The following is a 23,256-nucleotide window of genomic DNA, read 5'->3' on the forward strand; positions in this document are numbered from 1 at the left end:
TCATTGATTTCTACAAAACATTGATTGATGCATTTAGTTTTTTACTATCCTACCTCTTCACCGACCTTTGAAAAGGCGAAAAGACCCACCGGCAACTATATACCAGCAGGTCTATCCTCGTAACCAATATTAATCCATGCGTTCCTGTGAAAGAGCGCCGGATTGTTCCAAGTCTTCTCTTAAGAATTTATATTCCGGAGAGGTCCAGAAGCTATCGGATGCTAGCATCTTCTCGGCATCTTGACGTGCTGTTTCCAATGCGCGGTAGTCATGCACGAGGTCGGCCATTTTGAATTCGGGCATTCCACTTTGCTTCTTGCCGAAGAAGTCTCCTGCTCCTCTGAGCTCAAGGTCCTTTTCCGCTAAGACGAAGCCGTCATTCGTCTCGGTCATCGATTGCATCCGCTCTTTCCCTTCCTCGTTTTTCGGATCGGCAAGAAGGACACAATAGGATTGATCCGCTCCCCTGCCGACCCTCCCCCGTAACTGATGGAGTTGGGCGAGCCCGAAACGGGTGGCGTCATAAATGAGCATGAATGTCGCATTTGGAACGTTCACACCAACTTCTACAACCGTCGTAGAAACAAGGCAATCGATTTTCCCTTCACTGAAGTCCCTCATGATTGCGTCTTTCTCATCGGGATGAAGTCTTCCGTGCATAAGACCGACCGTATACCGACCAGCGAAATGGTGGGTGAGCTGGGAGTGGACGTCGACCGCATTTTGCACATCGAGCTTATCCGACTCCTCGATCAATGGACAAATGACGTACGATTGCCTTCCTGCTTGCAATTCCTTCTCCATTTTCCGCAGTACCGGCAATAAGGATTCCTCTTTCAACCAATACGTCTCGACTTTTTTTCGTCCAGCAGGCATTTCATCAAGGATGGAAACATCCATTTCCCCAAATGCAGTGATCGCCAACGTACGAGGTATCGGAGTCGCCGTCATGAAAAGAACGTCGGGATTCAGCCCTTTTTCCCTGAGCACACGACGTTGTTCAACACCGAACCGGTGCTGTTCATCGGTGATTACGAGACCCAAATTAGAAAAACTGACATCTGGTTGAATCAATGCGTGCGTTCCGATCAGCAGATCGATTTCCCCGCTCTGCAATTTTTCGATAATGATCCTTCTCGCCTTGCCTTTCGTGGATCCTGAAAGAAAAGCGACTTTCACGGCGAACGGTTCAAGCCATGATGATAAGGAATTGGCATGCTGCTCTGCAAGAATTTCCGTAGGCGCCATAAGAGCCCCTTGAAATCCTCCTGTTATCGCCGCAAATAGAGCGATCGCTGCTACGACCGTCTTCCCTGAACCTACATCACCTTGCAAGAGACGGTTCATCCTCGTCGGACTTTTTAATTCAGCACAAAGTTCATTCACAACTTTTTTCTGCGCATTTGTCAGTTCAAAAGGCAAGGAAGAAATAAACTCTTTTAACCGGTCAAGATCATAGTGAATCGGAGTTCCTTTTTCGTTCTCTTTCCGGATTTTCTTCATTCCGACCATCTTCAACTGGAATTTCAACAGTTCCTCATATACGAAACGTCTACGCGCCTGTTTTACATCATTCGGGGACTTTGGAAAATGAACCATTTCTAGTGCTTCTCCAATGGAAGGCAGCATATATGCTTCCCGTAATGAAAGCGGAAGTATTTCTTCCATTTCGCCGCTATACAAATCTAGCGCCTGTCTCATGTATTTTCGGAATGTCTTTAAATACATGACGTTTTTCAAACTGTATACAGGTTCAAAATCTGCATGGTCCGTTTTCGGTCCTTCGCTAAAATTGCTGACATTGATCACTTGCCTGCCGCGATCCCATTTACCTGTCACCGTAACAATCATTCCGATTGAAAGTCGATCCTTCAAGTAATGTTGATTGAAGAAAATCGCTTTGACAAGATGATTTCCTGCAAGCAACCGAATTTGTAGACGGGATTTATTCCTTCCTAAAAAAAGAACGGAAGGCTCACTTTCGACCCTTCCTTCAATCGTAACCCGTTCATTATGCGGCGTTTCAGCCAAATTCTTTAGTCTAAAATCTTCATGGCGGTATGGAAATGTATTGATCAATTCTTCAATCGTTTCGATTCCCAATTTTTGAAATTGTTCAGCAGACGCCTTACCTACACCTTTCAGTGCTGTGACTGGATCAAGAATTGACAGTGTCACGCGCCGCTCTGTCCTTTCCGAAGATCTGGGCTTCCAGCGCCTTTCCGGTTGGTGTGGCCGCTAAGCCCCCTTTTGCGGTTTCTCTGAGTGCGGAAGGCATTGATTGGCCGATTCTATGCATCGCCTCAATCACTTCGTCCGTAGGAATCCTGCTGACAACTCCTGCTAAAGCCATATCCGCTCCGACAAGAGCTTTCGCGGCTCCCATCGCATTTCGTTTCACACAGGGTACTTCCACTAGACCCGCAACCGGATCACAGACGAGGCCGAGCATGTTTTTCATAACGATTGAAAAAGCCTCTGCGCTTTGTTGAGGCGTCCCTCCAGCCATTTCAACAATAGCGGCAGCAGCCATTGAAGCAGCCGATCCCGTTTCTGCCTGGCATCCTCCTGCAGCCCCTGAAATCGAAGCATTATTCGCTACGACAAACCCAAATGCACCGGAAGTGAATAAGTAATTCACCATCTGTTCGCGAGTCGGATTCAATTTCTCTTTAACTGCGAAAAGTGTTCCAGGCACGATTCCTGCTGCTCCTGCTGTAGGAGTGGCGCAAATCATACCCATTGCCGCGTTCACTTCGTTTGTCGCGACCGCTTTGCTAACAGCATCTAATAGAAGATCGCCTGACAGCGATTTGCCTGTCTTAATATAATTTTGAAGAAGAACAGCATCCCCGCCAGTCAAACCGGAAGTCGATTTCACGCCTTGCAAACCTTGTTCGACTGCGCTCTCCATGACCGCAAGATTATTTTCCATTTGCGCGACGATCTCTTCACGTGACCGTCTTGTAATGAGCATTTCTTGTTCGATCATAATTTCTGAAATCGGTTTATTTTGCTCTTCTGCGAGAGCTACTAGTTCCTTCACTGTACCGAATAGAACTTCCATTTCTTATTTCCCTCCTCAATTCGCCAATGTCGAAACTTGCGTGACATTCGGCAAAGATTTCAATTCATTTATTAGCGTTTCATCAAACATCTGGTCGACTTCGATAACCATTAGCGCCATTTTCCCTTTTTCTTTTCTTCCAACTTCCATATGGGCAATATTCATGCCTTGAGAAGCGATGGCATTAGAAACATTTGCGATGACACCCGCACGGTCATCATGTACGACAAGAAGCGCAGGGAAATGGCCCGATAGACGAAGCGGGAAACCATTTAATTCGGTAACTTCCATCGTTCCGCCACCGATTGAAATGCCTACAAGCTCCATTTCTCCCTGACTATCGCCAATAACAATTTTTGCTGTATTCGGATGATCAGCTTCCTCTTCCTCCGGAATGAACTCAAACGTCATGCCGGCTGCTGCAGCATCCTCAAAAGCTGTTTTTATTCTTTCATCAAACGTGTCATAATCCAATAATCCCCCGACAATTGCAACATCCGTGCCATGTCCTTTATACGTTTCAGCAAATGAACCATAAAGATGGATTCTTGCCCACTCAGGCTGGCGGCCGAATAAATCCCTGGCAACTCTGCCAATTCGGGCAGCTCCCGCGGTATGTGACGATGATGGTCCAATCATTACAGGACCGATAATTTCAAAAACCGATCTATACTTCATACAAACTACCCCCATTCATAAAAAAAGCAAACGCTTACTATCATTTTACAGTAAGTTACGTATAAAGACAAAATAGAAAAACGGCACCCTCTATGTAGAAAGGTACCGTCATCTTTCGTGTCATTCCACGGAAAGGATATATGGATAAAGCGGTTGCTTCCCGTTATACAATTCAACTTCCGTATGATCGTAAGTGGATTCCACGTACTCTGCAATTTCGGCAGCTTCTTGCTCTGTTACGTCCTCACCATAGATAATCGTTACAATCTCATCTTCTTCATCAATCAGTGATTCGAGCAATGTCTTCATCACTTCGTCCAGAGATGGATTCGAGATTACGATTTTACTACCTGCAAGCCCCATGAAGTCATCTTTTTTAATATCGATGCCGTCAATGGATGTATCTCTTATCGAATAAGTGACTTGGCCGGTTTTCACGCCTGCAGCCGCTTTTGACATAGCTTGTTCATTCTCTACGACACCAGCTTCGGGATTGAACGCGAGTATTGCAGCCAATCCTTCCGGAACAGATTTCGTTTCGACGACTGCCGCTTCGATACCGATCACTTCTGCTGCTTGTTTTGCCGCCATGATGATATTTTTATTGTTAGGTAAAATGATGACCCGCTCAGCGCTGACATCTTTAATCGCTTTTACAATATCTTCGGTCGATGGATTCATTGTCTGTCCGCCTTCAATGACAGCTGAGGCACCTATGCTTTTCAACAAGTCGGCAACTCCTGAACCCATTGCAACAGTCACAATTGCGTAAGGATATGAAACCGTTTCCGCTTTTTTAGTTGAATGGCTTTCTCCAACGATATCGATATGCTGTTGACGCATGTTCTCGATTTTAATATTGATGAGAGAACCGTATGTTTGTGCATAGTTCAATGCATTTCCAGGCTCCTCGGTGTGGATATGTACTTTCGCGATTTCCTCATCTGAAATGACAAGCAATGAATCTCCGAATTCGCTCAGATCTTGCCGGAATTCACTTTCGTCAAAAGGATGATTTTTCACTTTGTCATCCTCAAATTTCACCATGAACTCCGTACAGTAACCGTATACAATATCCGCAGTGTCCATGAACCCTTGAACTCCTCGATGATGCTCAGCGTTGACCAAATCATCCATTACGTCCATATTCGTCCGTTCAGGAAGCTCTTCGCCTTTCAGACATGCCAAAAAGCCTTCATATACATAGACAAGGCCCTGTCCACCACTATCAACGACACCGACTTCTTTCAAAACAGGAAGAAGATCTGGAGTTCTTTTCAATGATGCTTTCGACTCTTCAACAACAGCTTCCATCACTTTAATGATGTCTTCTGTAGATTTCGCCACTTCTACACCTTTGTTCGCTGCATCTTTAGCAACTGTGAGGATTGTTCCTTCTACAGGCTTCATGACAGCTTTGTACGCAGTTTGCACACCATATTCCAATGCATTGGCGAACTTCACGCTATCCAGCTTTCCTTCCTCTTCAACAGCTTTCCCGAAACCACGGAACAATTGTGATAAAATAACACCTGAATTCCCGCGAGCGCCCATCAACAGCCCTTTTGACAAAGCTTGAGCGGTCTTGCCCAAATGCGCAGACACATTCGCTTCAGTCTCCTTGGCACCAGAAGTCATGGATAAATTCATATTTGTCCCTGTATCCCCGTCAGGCACGGGAAACACGTTTAGTGAATCGACATAGTCTGCATTCAGATTTAGGTGATGAGCACCCATCTTCACCATGTCGGCAAATTTCACACCATCAATAAAATTCATTGAAATGTTTTCCTCCTTCTATCAGTTCGTCACCCGAACTCCTTGAACAAATATATTCACTGAATCCACTGTTAACGATAATGTCTTTTTCAATGTATAGATCACTTTGGATTGCACTTGGTATGCGACCTCAGAGATTTTTGTCCCATATCCGACGATGACATACATATCGATGTGCGTCTCGTCTCCGATATTCCTAACAATGACTCCTTTTGCATAATTCTCTTTCCCGAGGATATCCGTTAGTCCATCTCGGATCTGATGACGCGAAGCCATGCCGACAATTCCGTAGCATTCGATTGCCGCCTCTCCCACCACTTGGGCAATGACGTCATTCGTAATATCTATCGTACCATAATCGTTTTTCAACTCGATTGACATGAAAGCTTCCCCTCCTGCATCCTTTATAACTACCCTCATTGTACTATACACACAAACATTATTAAAGAACAACAACATAACAAACAATAAATGTGTAAAGGAGTTTCACTTGAAAGCATCGTGAAAAAAGGTTGCAAGCCATTATTTCCTGTGATAAAGTATTATGGTATGCGAATTAGATAGTGAATCGCTTAATCATTATTAGCGAGGAGGTCATAAAAATGGCTAAAGAATGTGTTATTACTGGACGCAAAGCTCGTTCTGGAAATGCTCGTTCACACGCAATGAACGCTAACAGACGTACTTGGGGAGCTAACCTTCAAAAAGTCCGTATTCTTGTTAACGGTAAACCAAAGCGTGTTTGGGTATCTGCAAGAGCACTTAAATCAGGTAAAGTACAAAGAGTATAAACGAAAAGCGGAAACGACCGCTTAGACTCGACAGGCATAAGACAGATTAGCGTAACGGCGCACTTTGCCGTGTAGCTAATATGGCTTATGACCCGAGAGACTGGTCGTTGGAGCTAGACAATTACTTACTCACTTTCCGACTATAAGACAAAGAAATAAAACGCCAGGCCGATTAGTTCAGCCTGACGTTTTTTCTTTTTTCCGTTTTCTGTTTCGTTGGCTTGCAGTAGCTTGGGTTTTCGCCTTATCTTCTTTTTGGAAGACTACCATGCATTTGCGAACAAAGCTACTTAGAAACTTCGGCATTGTAAATGTATAGACTCGCAATTCCCTTCTCCTTTCAGGAATCTGAACTTCTTACCATTAAGCATATGCCTTGCCTGAATGAGATAGTACAAACTTCTGAAATTGGTTCATTGCTCGTAAATTTTGTCATACCTATCGACATTTTTGCGTTTACCGTTTCGTATTTGAATCCGGTCAACGTCAAGCCCTCAACAGTACTGCCAAAAGGGAAAAATGATATATAAGGAAGCTGTGCATTTCTTTTAACTCGATGGACGCCCGGGTAAAATAAGGAAAGCTCATTTGTAGCATTGCGGATTAGAAACGATATTTCTTTATGCTCACTTTGCATCCGGTACAATAAATGCAATGCCGATTCGAAATGATCCAATCTTCCGCCCGTGACTCCGGTCAAAATCACTTCCTTCGGATGATAGGCAATAGCGCGAGCGATAGCCAATTCCGTGTCTGTTTCGTCTTTTTCAGACTGGAATGAATCGACACGTTCCACTAATTCTCTAATTCTTCTAAACTCCGTTTCACTCACAGAATCAAAATCTCCAACTGCCTCGGCAGGGACAATTCCTTTATCCAATAAATGAATTGCCCCGCGATCCACGCCGATAAAAATCGATTCATCCGACTCGTAAGCAGCTAAATCAGGCAATTCTTCGACTGGCCCACCGGCACAAATGATGATCCTCTTCATCAATTCAACACGCTTTCCCCTGCCGTTTTAATCCGCTGCAATGCTTCCGTTCGGTCTTCCTCGTTGTAAATGGCTGATCCAGCGACTAATACCGTAGCACCTGCCTTTACGCAAGGAATGATCGTCTCCTCATTGACACCTCCATCGATTTCAATTTCAATGGACAGTCCTTTTTCCTTAATCAGATCGGATAATTGTTTCACTTTCGGAAGTACGGAGTGGATGAACTTCTGTCCCCCGAATCCTGGGTTGACCGTCATGAATAAAACCATGTCGATATCTTCAAGGATGTGGAAGATTTGTTCAACCGGTGTATGCGGATTGAGCACAACCCCCGGCTTCACTCCAAAAGATCGGATTAACTGAATCGTGCGGTGCAAATGTCGGCACGCTTCTACATGGACAGTAATATAATCCGCTCCCGCTTTCGCGAACTGTTCAATATATGCATCGGGATTCTCAATCATGAGATGAACATCCAATGGAAGATCCGTTACAGGACGCAACGCCTCCACAACGATAGGTCCCATTGTAATATTTGGAACGAAATGGCCATCCATTACATCGATATGAATCAGTTCCGCTCCGGCTTGTTCCACTTCCTTCACTTCATCTGCCAATTTTGAAAAGTTCGCGGCTAATATGGACGGTGCTATTTTAATCATTAGTTATACCTCGGCTTTCGGTCAGTAATCTCTTGTAGAAATTGCAAATAATTATTATAACGGGACTGCAGTATTTCCCCCGTCTCCACTTTTTCTTTTACGGCACATCCTGGCTCCTTCAGATGTAAACACCCTCTGAATTTACATTCATGGGCCGCGGTTTCCATTTCAATAAAATAATCTCGTAATTCCTCTTTTTCGATATGATCGAAGTCAAGCGAGCTAAAACCCGGTGTATCGGCGACTAGACCCCCCGCCACTTCTAAAAGTTCTACATGTCGGGTCGTATGTTTCCCCCTACCAAGCGCTTCCGAAATCTCGCCGGTCTTCAAGGAAAGCTCGGGAATCAACGTATTAAGCAATGTCGATTTCCCAACACCCGACTGACCGGCTAGAACCGTCGTCTTTCCATTCAAATAAGGATGAAGAAGAGGGAAAAGGGACGTGTCCCCGATAAAAGTTTCAATCACATCGTATCCGATCCCTTTATAGTATGCGATTGCGGATTCGGCTTGTTGAAGTTCCTTTTCATTAGCCACATCTTTCTTTGTAAGACAGATGACTGGCTTGACGCCGACTGATTCGATAACGACAAGGAAACGATCTAATAAGTGAAGACTGAAATCCGGTTCCACGATTGAAAACACTAGTAACGCCTGGTCAATATTGGCGATTGGCGGTCTGACTAGTTCATTTTTCCTTTCATGTACTTCAGTGATTGTCGCATCATTATCACCATCACGGACAATCGTGACAAAATCGCCCACAAGAGGCGAAATGCCCCTAATTTTAAAAACCCCACGACCTTTGCACTGGACAAGTTCCCCGTTCTCATCTTTCACATAATAAAATCCGCTGATCGCTTTTCTAATTTGTCCTTCCGGCATCCAATCCCTCTTTCTTATTCGTCATCATAATTGATTGTTTTTTCTGCAATAATTTCTGAACCTCTACGGACTTGGAATTGGCCACGTTGGCCTTCTTCCAAAGCGACAATAATCTCTCTTTGCGTATCTTCAGTTATCGTAAATTCAACGACAGGTTCCGCCATTGAATATTTACTATCTTGAATATAGACACTGATCGTTTGCGGCTCTGGATCAGTTGATTCATCATCTTCCTCATCATTGTTCGAAGGTTTATATGGAATATCAACAATGTTCTTGAAGTACTTTATTGGCTTCTGTTCCTTGCCTTTTGAAATGACGACATCAACTCTAGACCCTATTTCAAGTTCCGTATTTGCAGGTATATCTTGTGAAATGACATGGCCTTCCTTAACCGTATCGGATTCTTCCCTTTTTATGATCCGAATATTGAAGCCTGACTTATCGGCATAATCCTTTAATTCATTCTCTGTATAATTGGACAGATCTGCAAGGGTCTTCAATTGTTTCCCCAAACTGACCGTAAATTCAATTTCGGTATCTTCAGGGACGACATCTTCTCCAGGTTCTGGCGTTTGTTTCAAGATTTGCCCTTTCGGTGCATCGTCGTATACCCATTCCGGTTCAGCAATTTTAAATCCTCGGCCTTCTAGGAATGTCACAACGTCCTCATAATCTCTGCTGACGTAGTTGGCTAGCTCCGCCGTTTCCTTTCCAAGGCTGACGTAAATCGTTACCGACGATCCAATCTCATGTTTTTTCCCTTCCTCCGGATTTACGCTATAAACTTGTCCAGCCGGGTATTCTTCCGAATAATCCTCCACTTTTTCTTCAACAACAAATCCATTCTCTTCTAACAACGAAGTCGCTTCTGCTTCCTCTAAACCGACAACTTCCGGAATCAAGGCTGTTTTAGGACCGAATAAAGTCGGCCAAAATATAATTAAAAGCGCTGCAATTGCTACTAGAAATGCCGTTAAACCAACGAATAGCGGCCATTTTTTCCTTTTTTTCTTCTGTTGTGGAACCGGATGGGGAACAACTGGCTCGATAATTTTTGTCGCATCTGAATCGTCAAAATTTGAAGTATCGGTAATCGCCGGAATGATTCGAGTACGGTCATCATCATGCGGAATCGTAAATTTATCTTCATGCTGCCTTTCGGGTGATAAAACAGTGAGCAAATCCTCATACATCTCATCAGCCGATTGGTATCTGTATGTAGCATCTTTCGCTGTCGCTTTTAAAATGACATTTTCGACACTTTGCGGAATATTTGGATACGCCAGTCTTACAGAAGGGGTCTCCTCCTGTAAATGTTTCAAAGCAATTGCAACCGCAGTCTCTGCAGAAAATGGTAATTCACCTGTCAACAATTCATACAAGACGATGCCTAATGAATATATATCTGACTTTTTCGTCGCCATACCGCCCCTTGCTTGTTCTGGGGATAAATAATGGACCGTTCCGATGACAGAATTCGTTTTCGTATGCGCTGTAGCACTTAAAGCCATCGCAATTCCAAAATCGGTAATTTTCACATTGCCTTCTGCATCCATTAAAATATTTTGCGGTTTAATATCTCGATGAACGATTCCATTATGATGGGCATTAGCAATCGCCGAAACGAGCTGCCTCATAATTTTAATCGCTTGCTGGACTGGCAATGGACCATTCGTTTGGATATACTTCTTCAACGTATGCCCTTCAATATATTCCATTACCAAATAATGAAGCTCTTCGTCCTCACCGACGTCAAATATATTGACGATATGTGGATGAGTCAAGCTTGTGGCAGATAAAGCTTCTCGCTGGAATCTCTTTTTCAAGTCCTGCTCATTTGCGAAATCGTAGTTCAGCACTTTAATGGCGACGTCTCGATCTAAGATGATGTCATGTGCCAAATAGACCTTCGACATGCCTCCTTCTCCAATACCTCTGAGCACTTCGTATCGGCCGCCAATTCGTTTACCAATCATTGTCGGCCACCTCCGCAGACGGTAGACTCGCCAAAATGACGGAAATATTATCTTCTCCGCCCAATTCATTGGCCAATTCAACCAATTTAACCGCCTTGTCATGCAAATTCCCATCTGAAGTGACAATGTCACGAATCCGTTCATTGTCAACTTTATTACTGAGGCCGTCCGTACATATCAATAAATATGACTGCGCGTCCATTTGGATTTGGTAAAAATCAGGCATGATCGACTTTTCGGAACCGATTGCTCTCATGATCCAATTTCTTTGAGGATGTGTCGCCGCTTCCTCTTCAGTAATTTCGCCGGAATCAAGCAATATATTGACGAAAGAATGGTCCTTCGTAATTTGAATAATTTCATTTCGCTTTATCATATAAACACGACTATCTCCAACATGCGTTACAAGTCCATTATTCCCGTAAATTAGGACCGCATCCAACGTAGTTCCCATTCCCTTATATTCTGTATCATTTTCCGCAATTTCATATAATGTACGATTGACATGCAAAATTGTTTCGAGAAGCCAATCTTTCCAGTCTTCCTCGTCCATACTTGCCGAATCCTCTACTTTCAAGAACTCTTCACCCAGTATCTTGACCGCTGTCGAGCTTGCATAGTCTCCGCCACGATGTCCACCCATGCCATCCGCGACAACTGCGAGCGTCGGTCCGTCTTGAATTGAAAAGACCGCCGCACTATCCTCATTTACTGTCCGTTTCTTTCCGATATCTGTCACTACTTCGAATCGCAACACTCGTCCCCCCTTTTCAATAAACGATTATCAATTTCCCCTTATCTTTTGCTATATGTCGTATACAGAACTTTAGTCTTTCTTTTTACGGAATGCAGCTACAAAAAAACCATCGCTCCCAAAGTGTTGCGGCAATACTTGCAGCATATGATCTTTGACTGTCAAAGAATCATTGTTGGCAAGCGCATCGAGCGGAGCCATTTCAACATCCGAATGTTTTTTCAGGAATCTGCGAACCATCCCTTCATTTTCATCGTACTCGATTGTACATGTACTATAAACAATAATGCCGTCATCTTTAATTAGACGATAAGCTGTATCTAGCAGTTGCTCCTGAATCTCAGTTAAACTCGCTAAATCCTGTTCCGTTTTATTGTATTTGATTTCAGGCTTGCGCCGGATGACGCCAAGACCGCTGCAAGGTGCATCGACAAGAATACGGTCAAATGATGCAGGCCCATAAACAGACTCCAAGTCTCTGCTATCTCCGCTCTTCGTCGTTATAGATTGAATGCCGAGGCGTTTTGCATTCGATTCAATGAGTGAAAGTTTATGCTCGTGTAAATCATGTGCATAAATTTCGCCTTGATCGTTCATCTTCTCGGCTATAAAAGTCGTCTTTCCGCCTGGAGCGGCACACATGTCCAAAACTTTCATATCGGGCTTCACATCGAGGGCAAGGACAGGCAGCATGGAGCTTTCATCTTGGATCGTCAAAGAACCTTCAACAAATGCATTCGTATTCGCTAAGCTTCCGCTAGACGTTTGGATGCTCCCGGGAATGACCTCGCCTTTTGATGCTTCAATCCCTTCCTTCGCCAAAGCTGTCATCACTTCATCGACTGTCGATTTCAATGAATTGACCCTTGCTGTCATGCGCGCGGGATGATTATTTTCGTGAGCCATTGCCAATGCTTCTTCCTTGCCGAATTGCTTTACCCAACGTTCGATCAACCATGCAGGATGACTCGTTTCAATGGACATTCTTTCAATATCGTCCTCAATATCATCGATTGGACGGACACCCTTTCGCAGCACAGAACGCAAAATGCCGTTCACAGTAGAGGCAATCCCTTTATGACCTCTTCTTTTCGCTATTTCTACAGCTTCATGGACGACAGCATGTGGGGGGATTTTCGTTAAGTAAACAATTTGATAAATGGATAATCGTAGCAATTCTCTTACCCACGGATCCAATTTTCCTTTTACGAATGGCTCCAAATAATAATCCAATGTTAAACGGTGTTGCAAAGTCCCATACGTCAATTCAGTCAGTAAACCTCTGTCCTTTGAATCAATGTCGTATTTTTTAATCGTTCGGTTTAGCAGCAGATTGCTGTAGGCTTGATTCTGATTGATTTCCATTAGTATTGATAATGCAGCATCACGGACATTGCCATTCCAAATTCTTTTTTTGGCGTTTGTCATTCGAATTGGTCCCCTTCATTCCATTTGGCTCCTACGCCATTCAAGAACTCTTCAGCAGATAGTCTCTTTTTTCCAGCAGGTTGTAATTCAGTAATGGCGACGGAAGTATCATCGCCTGTTTTAATGATTAATTTATCTTTTAGTAATTTTACTATTGTTCCAGGCGATGCTGTAGAAGTGACATCTGTCTTTTCTGCTTTCCAGATTTTCACGTTTTCCCCTTGGAAAACTGAATAGGCTCCCGGCCAAGGGAATAATCCACGAATTTGATTGAAAATATCATTGCCGCCTTTAGACCAGTCGATCTTCTCTTGTTCACGTGTTATATTGCCTGCGAATGAAACATATTTCTCATCCTGAGGAATTCGTTCATTCGTGCCTTCTATGATAGAAGGCAATGTCTCTTTCAATAACTCTGTGCCGGCAACAGATAATTTTTCAAAAAGGATGCCAGTATTATCTTCTTCAAGAATCGGTATCTTTATTTGTGAAATGATATCTCCCGCGTCGAGCTTTTCCACCATGTACATGATCGTGACACCTGTTTCCGCTTCACCATCGATGACCGCTTGGTGGATCGGTGCGCCACCTCGGTATTTCGGCAACAATGAAGCATGGACATTAATGCATCCGAGATGAGGAACTTCAAGCAAGTCTTTCGGTAAAATTTGCCCGTATGCCGCAGTGACGATCAAATCAGGCTTCATCTCGATAAGTGACGCAAGTTCCTCGGACGATCTCAGTCTTTCAGGCTGTAATACTGACAAACCGAGCCGGAGTGCCTCTTCCTTGACTGGCGGATGTGTTAGTACCCGCTTCCTGCCAACAGGACGATCAGGCTGAGTGACGACGGCAATGATGTCGTATCCTTCCTCATGTAGCATTCTCAAAACAGGGACAGAAAAGTCAGGAGTTCCCATGAATACGATTTTTGTCATTGCTCTTCATCCTCCTCATCAACCTGTTCAAATTCTTCGGGGTCTACGATTCTTGTTATTTTCGAATCGAATAGAATCCCATCCAAATGATCGATTTCATGTAGGATGGCACGTGCTTCATAGTCTTCGGCTTCCAGTTCGTACAAAGATCCGTCCCGTTCCTGCGCTTCTACCTTCACGTAAAATGGTCGTTCCACCTCTCCGTAAAGACCAGGGAAGCTTAAACAACCTTCAATTTCCACAACCGATCCTCCGATTGCAGTGACGACGGGATTGACCATTTCGATCACTTCGTCCCCTTCCCCCATATCCACAATGGCGACTCGGAGTAGCTCTCCGACTTGAGGAGCAGCAAGCCCTACTCCATCCGAAGCAATCATTGTGTCGTACATGTCATCGAGCAGCTTAGCCAATTTCTCGTCAAATTTTTCTACTTCCTTGCAACGCTGTGTCAATAATGTTGAAGGGCTTTTTACGATTTCAAGTATTGCCAATTCAATTCCTCTTTTCCAACTAGTTCATATCGGTTAAAAAATTGAAGTCGGATCCATATCCACTGTCATGAGCAGACCTTCCTTCATCCAGTTCGTCCGATACATTCTGATTAATTGCTGAAGCGTTTCAATCAGCTTCGGTTCTTTTTTGTATTTTATCAAACATTGGTAACGATATCTATTGTTCACACGACTGATCGCTGCCGCCGCCGGACCTATAATGACAGTCTCTGGTGACAGTGAACTTTTCAAATATCTTGTCCCTTTTTCCGCAAAATCGGCGACTTTCAATAAATCCTCATGCGAAAACTGTACGAGTGTTATATAGAAGAATGGAGGATAACCGTATTGTTTACGTGCAGACATCTCCAAGTTGTAAAATGTTTCGTAATGCTGGGTTTTTGAAAGTTCAATTGCATAATGGTCGGGCGAGTATGTCTGAATGAAAACTTCACCTGCCAAATCATGCCTGCCAGCTCGTCCACTTACTTGGGTCATTAGCTGAAACGTCTTTTCCGCAGCACGAAAATCCGCCAAATGCAAAGTCGTATCTGCAGCTAACACCCCAACTAACGTAATATTTGGGAAATCAAGCCCTTTTGCAATCATCTGTGTGCCAAGGAGAATATCTGCCTTCCCTTCGCTGAATTGTCTCAAAATGCGTTCGTGGGCACCTTTTTGGCGTGTTGTATCTACATCCATCCGGAGCACTCGTGCTTCAGGGAATAATTTTGTTATTTCTTCTTCAGCTTTTTGCGTACCTGTCCCGAAAAATCGGATATGTTCGCTTTCACATTCCGGACAAACGAGAGGCACCGGCTCTTCATGACCGCAATAATGACATTTCAAGCTTTCATTTGCCCGATGATACGTTAATGAAATATCGCAATTTGGACATTGGACGACTGTTCCGCAATCTCTACACAATACAAATGATGAGAAGCCTCTTTTATTGAGAAAAAGGACTGTCTGCTCTTTCTTCTCCAATCGAAGGCGGATTGCTTCTGCCAATTGAACGGAAAACATCGACCGATTCCCTTCCTTCAACTCATCCCTCATGTCAACTACCGTGACAGCCGGCAAAGATTGGCTTTTCGCCCTCTTTGATAGCTCTAATAGTGTATAGACGCCCTTCGTGGCCCTGGCATATGATTCAAGCGAAGGGGTAGCGCTTCCTAGAATGACAGGGCAGCCATAATACTCTGAACGCCAAATCGCAACATCTCTAGCATGGTAACGGGGGGTATCCTCCTGTTTATATGTCGATTCATGCTCTTCATCGAGGATAATGATCCCTATATTTTCAAATGGTGCAAAGATAGCGGACCTTGCACCGACGACGACCTTCACCTCACGTCGATGAATCTTTCGCCATTCGTCATATTTTTCTCCTGCAGACAAACCACTATGCATGACTGCGACTAGGCTGCCGAACCGTTCCTGGAAACGGGCGGTCATTTGAGGGGTTAATGAAATTTCTGGAACGAGGACGATCGCTTCTTTCCCTTGATCCAGAACATGATTGATCGCTCGAAGATAGACTTCTGTTTTTCCGCTTCCCGTGATGCCATGCAACAAGAATGTTTCGGTTTTACCGGAATCCGCTGCTGTTTTCACTTTGTCGAGAGCTGTTTGCTGTTCCATCGTCAGCTGAAGTGGGATTGGTGTATCTAAAAGCTTCGGGGCATCGGGTTCACGATACGTTTCAACGTATGCTTCTACCGCTCCGCCCTTTTCAATAATCGCTTTGAGGACCGGATTTTGAACGTCTGAATCATTCAGCAGTTTTGCTGCCTCCATCGACTCCCCTGCATGATCGATCATCCACCTGATCAATTCCGCTTGTTTCTTAGCATTCGGATGGATCTTTCCGAGGATTTCCATTAACTTGGCAATATCTCCGATTTGAATCATTCGTACTTTTTTCACTTTCGTCTGTTGGCTAATTGCCGTATCAACTGTAACTATCCCTTTTTCAGAATAATCCTTCACTAACTTCAAAATTGCGGAATCAGTGATCTGCTTCAATGGAATACGAGTACGTCCATTCAAAAACATTAAAAATTGTGCATCGGCTATTTCATCAGGTTTTTCAATACTGATGAATTTCTCGTATTTCGCTCGCATCGCTGCAGGCAACATCACTTGCAGTGCATCAATTTCATAGGATAGCGTCTCTTTAGCCATTTTTTTTGCCAAACTTAACAGCTCTGAAGAAAGAATTGGGTCCAAATCGATTAGTTCATCAATCTTTTTCAGCTTTTTTCCTTCGATATCACTTTCAGCTTTTAAACGAGTGACATAGCCAATCACTTTTCTCGGTCCGAAAGGGACTTTAACACGAGAGCCGCATTCAATCACTGTTTCCAGGCGGCCAGGCACAGCGTAATCAAAGGGACGGTCGATTGGATAAGCCGACACATCGACAATGACTTCAGCTATCATTTGTCACTCTCCAATTCTAGAATCGTCCGGAGCAGCACTTTGGCTAATTCCTTTTTATGCATTGCTTCGAAAGGATATGTTTTCCCCTTTCTTGATAATAATGTAACAACATTCGTATCGTTGCCGAAGCCGCCGCCTGGATCAGTTACGTCATTGACAATGATATAGTCCAAATTTTTATTGGAAAGCTTCTGCATGCCATAGTCGATTGCATCATTTGTCTCCGCCGCAAACCCGACTAGGATCTGCTCTTTTTTCATTTCACCAAGAGTTTTTAATATATCAGTCGTGCGCTCTAGCTCAATTGATGAATCTCCATCCTTTTTCTTCATCTTTTGTGTGTGCTGCTCTTTCGGTCTGTAATCCGCAACAGCTGCTGATTTAATAACTAGATCTGCATCAGCGAATGTACTGATTACAGCATCAAGCATCTGAGCTGCACTTTCCACGTTGATTAGCTGGACGCCATTCGGCTTCTGCATTTCAACCGGACCGGAAATCAAAATTGTTTCCGCTCCTAATGCGACTGCAGCTTCCGCAATTGCGTAACCCATCTTACCGCTTGAAAAGTTGGAAATATAACGTACAGGATCTATTCTTTCTCGGGTAGGACCTGCAGTAACAACGACCTTTTTCCCTGACAATGGAAGATTTTCAGGTTTGGAAAATCTTTGCTCAATAAGTTGAACTATCTTTTCAGGCTCTTCCAGTCTCCCTTTACCGACATAGCCGCAAGCCAAAAAGCCTTCTGAAGGTTCTATGAAGCGGTAGCCATCCTCATGAAGCTGCTGGATGTTCCGAATGACCGATTTATTCTCGTACATATGTACATTCATAGCTGGAGCAATCCACACTTCCGCCGTCGTCGCAAGCAGAGTTGTCGTGACCATATTATCCGCAATACCATTCGCAAGCTTTCCAATGACATTTGCAGTTGCTGGCGCTACAACGACAAGGTCAGCCCAGTCGGCGAGATCGATGTGGGCGATGACACTCGAATCTTTTTCGTCAAATGTATTGAAATACACATCATTCCGTGACAGTACCTGAAAAGAAAGCGGCGTCACGAATTCCATTGCCGAGGCAGTCATCATTACTTTCACTTCCGCTCCAGATTGCGCTAGTTTGCTTACTAGTGCAACTGCTTTATAGACAGCTATTCCGCCAGTTACACAGACAAGTATTTTTTTATTCAACAACAGTCCCACCCTTTCCGTAAATACGCTATATGTCAAGTTTGTCCAATGCCAGTTGATATGGACTTGCAGGAAAATGTTTTCAAAAAAGACAAACTCCCAAAGAAAATCTGTTTCTAAGGGAGTATGCAAACCTATTCAAATACTTCTACTTAACGAATGCTCATCATACTTCGTCTTCATATACGATCGAAGCATCTTGCACTTGTTTCGACAATGCGCCAGCTGCAACTTCTTCCAAAGCTTTCCCAACATTCTTATGTGACTTGTAGGAGTGAAGCAGCAAATTCTTGCTTTCCTGCATTTCACGCGCGCGCATAGCGGCAAGTGTTACTAATGTGTATTTTGAATCGATTTTGCCTTTTAAAGAGTCAACAGATGGATATAACATAATTTTATTCCCCTTCCAACATAAGTAAATATCTTTTTTCCACACGTTCTCGGCGGCAATGTTCTGCCGTCACGATGGCATTGATACGATCGCAAGCTTTTGAAACTTCATCATTTTCAACTACATAGTCATACAAGTTCATCATTTCCAGCTCATCACGCGCTTTCAACACTCTACTTGCAATAACATCGGCCTTCTCCGTTCCTCTGCCGACCAAACGATCTTCAAGGTCCGACAAACTCGGTGGAGCAAGGAAAATGAATAAACCATCAGGAACTAACTTGCGAACTTGTGCAGCGCCGACAACTTCAATTTCCAGAAATACGTCCCTTCCAGCATCAAGTGTTTCATTCACATAATCTAGAGGGGTGCCGTAATAATTTCCTACATATTCGGCGTACTCCAATAATTTTCCTTCTTTTATTAATTGCTCAAATTCATTTCGCGACTTGAAGAAATAATCGACACCGTCTTGTTCCCCCTCGCGAGGGCTTCTCGTCGTCATCGATATCGAATATTCGTAGTTCGTGTCAGGTTGTTGAAAAAGCTCTTTTCTGACTGTTCCTTTACCGACCCCGGATGGTCCGGACAGGACAATCAATAGTCCACGTTGTTTATACATGCAATCCCTCTTCTTATGTATTCTCAAGGTTCTATTGTTCCATTCATCATAGCAAACAATGTTCTCATATTATAACATATCGCACCCAGAGAGTGCTAAAATGGAACAAAACGTTTGAAAGAGGAATTATTATGGCATTTGACGGTTTATTCACCGCAGCGATCACGCAAGAGCTGCAACAAATAAAAGACGGCAGAATTTCAAAAATCCATCAGCCGAATGCGCAGGAAGTAGTTTTGATTGTAAGGGCGGGTAGAAGCAATTATAAGCTTCTTATTTCTGCTCACCCGTCATATTCCCGTGTTCAATTGACTGATGAAACGATTGCAAATCCAGCCGAGCCCCCAATGTTTTGCATGGTATTGCGAAAGCATCTTGAAGGCGGCATGATCGAGTCAATCCAACAATCGGGGAATGACAGGATCATCTCATTCGATATTCGGGCAAAAAATGAAATCGGCGATGATATGCACCGCCGACTGATTGTAGAAATTATGGGAAGGCATAGTAATTTGCTGCTGATTGACCCGGAGCGCAATATGATCATCGATAGCATGAAGCATCTGCCCCCTTCTGTTAACAGTTATCGGACGGTTTTACCCGGACAGCCGTATATTCCTGCACCACCTCAAGAGAAATTGGATCCTTTTGAGTTGGATGAAAAGGAATTCCTAGCATTATTGCCAGAATGGGAGAATGCCAAACAGGTCGTCGGCAAACTTTCAGGATTTTCCCCGATTCACGGAGAGGAACTTCTGCATCGGTTGGAAGGAACTTCAGAAGAGGACTCATATGACGTCTATAAAACTTTCCTTTCTTCATTTAAAGGCGGAACACAAACACCAACAATTGCGGAGGTCGGGACGAAAACTATATTTTCAGCGACAACGCTAACCTATGCGGACAAAGTGGTCGCGACGTTCGAAACTCTCGGAGAACTGCTCGATAAAGTGTATTTCGCAAGGGCAGAACGGGAGCGGGTGAAATCCCAAGCTGCGGACTTGGAGCGTTGGCTTGATAATGAGATTGCCAAATTGAAACTGAAAATGGATAAGTTGATCAAAGAGCAAAAAGCGGCTGAAAAACTTGATACATTCCAGTTGTATGGTGAGCTGCTGACCGCAAATATTTATGCACTCAACAAAGGGGATAAGGAAGCGGTCGTAGACAATTATTATGAGGAAGGGACGACTGTGACGATTCCACTTGATCCGAGGAAGACTCCGATTGAAAATGCACAACGTTATTATTCCCGCTATACGAAAGCTAAAAATGCATTGATCATGATTGCTGAACAGTTGGAGAAGGCGAAAGAAGACATTGATTATTTTGAGATGATTAAACAGCAAGTTATGCAAGCGTCTCCGGAAGATATCGATGAAATTCGTGAGGAACTGGCGGAGTTAGGGTTAATGCGGGCAAGACGAGGCAAGAAAAAACAGAAGCCGAAAAAGCCATCACCTGAGTCGTATATGTCATCTTCAGGCATTCCGATTTCTGTCGGGAAAAATAATAAACAGAATGATTATTTGACGTTCAAGATTGCGGCAAGGGATCATGTATGGCTGCATACGAAGGATATTCCAGGATCGCATGTCGTTATTCATGATACGAATCCGGATGAGCAGACAATAGAGGAAGCGGCGATTCTATCGGCTTATTTCAGCAAGGCGCGAGGTTCGTCGTCTGTTCCGGTAGATTTTACGGAAATACGCCATGTGAAGAAGCCGAACGGTGCAAAGCCTGGTTTTGTTATTTATTTCGAGCAGAAAACGTTGTTTGTGACGCCTGATGAGGATGTTGTTAGGAAATTGAGGAAGTAATAAAAGGATTGCCATCACACAATGGATGGCAATCTTTTTTACAATGCATCGGTCCGCTCTTCCCCTTCAGGCAAGTATTGAAGAAGACCGATTTCTTCTAGGCCTTTTTTAATTTTTGTTGTGTACCCTAGTTGTTCATCGGATAAATATGCCGCTTTTGATTCGATCATTTCTTCGAGCACTGGTAGATAGGTTGTATCGATGGTGGACCAAAGTTGATAGGAGTTGATTAGATCCTCTAAAGTGAGATGCTTATAATCGTCTCCTTTGAAGCTCATGTCTGGCGCGATGCGGTACCAAATGTCTCGATTGTCTCGGATCCACTCATCTTTTTGAAAAGCAATTGCCTTTTGAATGGACGTTGCCGTTTTTAAATACTTCTCATCGCCGAATTCGTTATAAGCCATAAGCAATATATTCATTCCGCCGAGCACATGGTTCATAGAAGAATGAGTCTGCACATCCTGAATAAGCGGGAAGTAATCAGAGACATAAAACGCATCTTTTGCAATCGGGATAATATGCCCTTCTTCTTTACGGGAGACCAATAAATCTGCATAATTCCTCAGCGGTTCTTTCGATTCTTCAATACCAAATTCATCACCACTTCGGTAATAGAATAAGGCGATTTGTTCGTTGAATCTCGTATCGATGAACGGAGCCGTAATTCCGTATAAATCCTTCAAATAGGTGCTAGTCACTTCGGTCTCCCAATAAGGCTTTTCGCCACGGAAGTTTTTCAGATTCACGAATGAGTTGAATATCAAGTTTTCAAAGTAACGGTCTTGCTGTTGATGGTACAGCGTCATCGCCCGGTCTTCTTTCAATAATAAAAGATTACGGCCGTAGCCTTGTCCGTTTTCAGGCAATGGCTCGGTCGTCGTCACCATTTTATTGAACGGACCAATTGCTGTGTACCAGCTGTTCCGCTTCTTGTAATATTGGGCGCTTTCCAACATCCAATCCTCACGGTGTTGATCATTTTCAAATAAGAGGTTTTGGGAATTCAAATACCATTGATCGACTATGTCCTTTCCAGTCGATTGCAGTGCATGGACAGACATGAAAGTAGAGCCGACCTTTGTAAACGAAAGGGCTTCCTCTTCCTTCAACAGCTCACGCATTTGGCTATGGCCGCCATGTGCGTACTCCATCGACAATTGTTGTGACCGATACGATTGGCCAACCATCCTTTCTTGTATAGTTCCATCTTCATTGATAAAGCGTAGAACCCCTGTCGGATAGGAGGTCATGTCGGCATTGAAGAAGTCTTCGTTGTTTCTTTTAATTTCATTTTTATCAAAACGATAAAGCTCATAGGAGGCAACAAAGTTTTCCTTTTGCAGCACATCTACTTGAACCGGTTTTGCCGAAGGATTTTCGAGTTTTGAGAATAGGAAATAATCCCCGTTGTCAAACGAACGTACCGTCAACTCTATTGATGCTCCTTGTTCCCCTACCGAATAGGTGTAAATATTGTCTCGCGAAAATCCATAGTCGATCCTTTCATGATTTTCAAAATGGATGGTGTCGGTCGATCTGAGGTAAATCGGATGTTCATCAAAAGATACTTTCATTAAATCGACTGAAGATTGGACTGGTTTAAACGACTCTGAAGCGATCGATTCGGATAATACATAATCCTTTTGGTTAGCAATGAAACCCTTTTCCTCTAAAGATTTGGACAAGATAACCGCAAAAGTTGCACGATCGACCGGCAATTTATCTTGTACGAACTCTTGCGCGGGTGTAGGCAGCTTGCTCAATCTCGCAGGACGTAAGAAATCCATGCGGGCTGGATTCATTTTCATAATATCTTCTTTCGTCACTTCAACATCAAATGCTTTTGTAAGCGCAGCTGCCAATTGTTCCACGGTCAAAGGATCGTCTACCCCAAATGTTGAACGAGAACGGGCGTGTAAAATGCCTGCTGCGACTGTTGCATGAACAGCATTTTTCAGTTGATGGTCTTTAACATCGATATCGTCATAAACTGAATCAATGTTAGTTATTGGCAGGTCCATTGCTTTGTAAAATGTTTGGGCAGCATCTCCAGCTGTAATTGGAGTTGCTGGTCTGAATTGCAAATCACGATAACCTTCCATCCAACCCTTGTCAACGAGCCGCAGGATTTCATTTTTCGCCCAACAATCGTTATTGATGTCTGTAAATATCGGTTCTATCTTCTTTTCAATCGTTTGATGATTGTCGTTTGCAGCAAAAGCGGCTGGAGAAAATGCAACAGATATTGCCATCACGATTGGAGCAGCATATGCAAATGCCCTATTCATATCGTTATCTTCCTCCATTTTAATTATTGTTCAT

Annotated in this window: 21 protein-coding genes; 2 read left to right on the forward strand and 19 right to left on the reverse strand. The window is 43.6% G+C overall.

Going from position 1 to position 23,256, the window contains the following annotated elements:
* Positions 1–129 precede the first annotated feature (129 nt).
* The 5 genes from recG to ACR65H_RS07635 all read right to left on the reverse strand — a co-directional run bounded on the left by recG (position 130) and on the right by ACR65H_RS07635 (position 5,905).
* A complete protein-coding gene (gene recG / locus ACR65H_RS07615) occupies positions 130–2,178 on the reverse strand; it encodes an ATP-dependent DNA helicase RecG (protein WP_440499553.1) in 2,049 nt (682 codons plus the stop codon).
* Positions 2,159–3,067 carry an L-serine ammonia-lyase, iron-sulfur-dependent, subunit alpha gene (gene sdaAA / locus ACR65H_RS07620; protein WP_440499554.1) on the reverse strand — a complete coding sequence of 303 codons (909 nt, stop codon included), beginning with the start codon at positions 3,065–3,067 and terminating at the stop codon, positions 2,159–2,161. Before sdaAA ends, recG begins: the two co-directional genes overlap by 20 nt.
* Before the next feature lie 15 nt (positions 3,068–3,082).
* Positions 3,083–3,745 (reverse strand): L-serine ammonia-lyase, iron-sulfur-dependent subunit beta, encoded by a 663-nt coding sequence (sdaAB, locus tag ACR65H_RS07625; protein ID WP_440499555.1) that lies wholly within the window; start codon positions 3,743–3,745, stop codon positions 3,083–3,085.
* 120 nt (positions 3,746–3,865) lie between these two features.
* Positions 3,866–5,524 (reverse strand): DAK2 domain-containing protein, encoded by a 1,659-nt coding sequence (locus ACR65H_RS07630; RefSeq protein WP_440499556.1) that lies wholly within the window; start codon positions 5,522–5,524, stop codon positions 3,866–3,868.
* Positions 5,525–5,545: 21 nt separating this feature from the next.
* Positions 5,546–5,905, reverse strand: coding sequence for an Asp23/Gls24 family envelope stress response protein (locus tag ACR65H_RS07635; RefSeq protein WP_440499557.1), 360 nt, complete (start codon positions 5,903–5,905; stop codon positions 5,546–5,548).
* A gap of 221 nt (positions 5,906–6,126) precedes the next feature.
* Here ACR65H_RS07635 and rpmB point away from each other — a divergent pair, with 221 nt between their 5' ends.
* The gene (gene rpmB, locus ACR65H_RS07640) at positions 6,127–6,315 is read left to right on the forward strand and encodes a 50S ribosomal protein L28 (protein WP_440499558.1); all 189 of its coding nucleotides are present in this window, start codon (positions 6,127–6,129) and stop codon (positions 6,313–6,315) included.
* A 177-nt stretch (positions 6,316–6,492) separates the two neighbouring features.
* Here the strand turns inward: rpmB and spoVM are convergent, their stop codons facing one another.
* The 13 genes from spoVM to gmk form a co-directional block, all read right to left on the reverse strand.
* On the reverse strand, positions 6,493–6,642 hold the full coding sequence (gene spoVM / locus ACR65H_RS07645) for a stage V sporulation protein SpoVM (protein ID WP_153010010.1): 150 nt from the start codon (positions 6,640–6,642) through the stop codon (positions 6,493–6,495).
* Positions 6,643–6,655: 13 nt separating this feature from the next.
* A complete protein-coding gene (locus tag ACR65H_RS07650; protein WP_440499661.1) occupies positions 6,656–7,309 on the reverse strand; it encodes a thiamine diphosphokinase in 654 nt (217 codons plus the stop codon).
* Complete coding sequence (gene rpe / locus ACR65H_RS07655) at positions 7,309–7,974, reverse strand: ribulose-phosphate 3-epimerase (RefSeq protein WP_440499559.1); 666 nt, start codon at positions 7,972–7,974, stop codon at positions 7,309–7,311. The genes ACR65H_RS07650 and rpe overlap by 1 nt, the downstream gene beginning before the upstream one ends.
* Positions 7,974–8,861, reverse strand: a complete 888-nt coding sequence (gene rsgA / locus ACR65H_RS07660; protein WP_440499560.1) for a ribosome small subunit-dependent GTPase A — start codon at positions 8,859–8,861, stop codon at positions 7,974–7,976. Before rsgA ends, rpe begins: the two co-directional genes overlap by 1 nt.
* 14 nt (positions 8,862–8,875) lie before the next feature.
* Positions 8,876–10,840, reverse strand: a complete 1,965-nt coding sequence (gene pknB, locus ACR65H_RS07665; RefSeq protein WP_440499561.1) for a Stk1 family PASTA domain-containing Ser/Thr kinase — start codon at positions 10,838–10,840, stop codon at positions 8,876–8,878.
* A complete protein-coding gene (locus tag ACR65H_RS07670) occupies positions 10,830–11,597 on the reverse strand; it encodes a Stp1/IreP family PP2C-type Ser/Thr phosphatase (protein ID WP_440499562.1) in 768 nt (255 codons plus the stop codon). Before ACR65H_RS07670 ends, pknB begins: the two co-directional genes overlap by 11 nt.
* A 69-nt stretch (positions 11,598–11,666) precedes the next feature.
* The gene (gene rsmB, locus ACR65H_RS07675; protein ID WP_440499563.1) at positions 11,667–13,022 is read right to left on the reverse strand and encodes a 16S rRNA (cytosine(967)-C(5))-methyltransferase RsmB; all 1,356 of its coding nucleotides are present in this window, start codon (positions 13,020–13,022) and stop codon (positions 11,667–11,669) included.
* Positions 13,019–13,960: a methionyl-tRNA formyltransferase gene (gene fmt, locus ACR65H_RS07680; RefSeq protein WP_440499564.1), complete on the reverse strand. Its 942-nt coding sequence runs from the start codon at positions 13,958–13,960 to the stop codon at positions 13,019–13,021. The genes rsmB and fmt overlap by 4 nt, the downstream gene beginning before the upstream one ends.
* Entirely contained in the window at positions 13,957–14,454 is a 498-nt protein-coding gene (gene def, locus ACR65H_RS07685; protein ID WP_440499565.1) for a peptide deformylase, read from the reverse strand. The genes fmt and def overlap by 4 nt, the downstream gene beginning before the upstream one ends.
* A 33-nt stretch (positions 14,455–14,487) precedes the next feature.
* Positions 14,488–16,899, reverse strand: coding sequence for a primosomal protein N' (priA, locus tag ACR65H_RS07690; RefSeq protein ID WP_440499566.1), 2,412 nt, complete (start codon positions 16,897–16,899; stop codon positions 14,488–14,490).
* Entirely contained in the window at positions 16,896–18,101 is a 1,206-nt protein-coding gene (gene coaBC / locus ACR65H_RS07695) for a bifunctional phosphopantothenoylcysteine decarboxylase/phosphopantothenate--cysteine ligase CoaBC (RefSeq protein ID WP_440499662.1), read from the reverse strand. The genes priA and coaBC overlap by 4 nt, the downstream gene beginning before the upstream one ends.
* Positions 18,102–18,261: 160 nt before the next feature.
* Entirely contained in the window at positions 18,262–18,486 is a 225-nt protein-coding gene (gene rpoZ, locus ACR65H_RS07700) for a DNA-directed RNA polymerase subunit omega (protein WP_381443280.1), read from the reverse strand.
* Positions 18,487–18,490: 4 nt separating this feature from the next.
* Positions 18,491–19,108, reverse strand: coding sequence for a guanylate kinase (gmk, locus tag ACR65H_RS07705; RefSeq protein ID WP_440499567.1), 618 nt, complete (start codon positions 19,106–19,108; stop codon positions 18,491–18,493).
* A 131-nt stretch (positions 19,109–19,239) separates the two neighbouring features.
* Between gmk and ACR65H_RS07710 the strand changes: the two genes are divergently transcribed.
* Entirely contained in the window at positions 19,240–20,931 is a 1,692-nt protein-coding gene (locus ACR65H_RS07710) for an Rqc2 family fibronectin-binding protein (protein WP_440499568.1), read from the forward strand.
* Positions 20,932–20,969: 38 nt separating this feature from the next.
* On the opposite strand, the gene ACR65H_RS07715 is transcribed toward ACR65H_RS07710, so the two are convergent.
* Positions 20,970–23,222: an S-layer homology domain-containing protein gene (locus ACR65H_RS07715; RefSeq protein WP_440499569.1), complete on the reverse strand. Its 2,253-nt coding sequence runs from the start codon at positions 23,220–23,222 to the stop codon at positions 20,970–20,972.
* Positions 23,223–23,256 lie beyond the last annotated feature (34 nt).

Source organism: Sporosarcina sp. SAFN-015 (assembly GCF_059415085.1).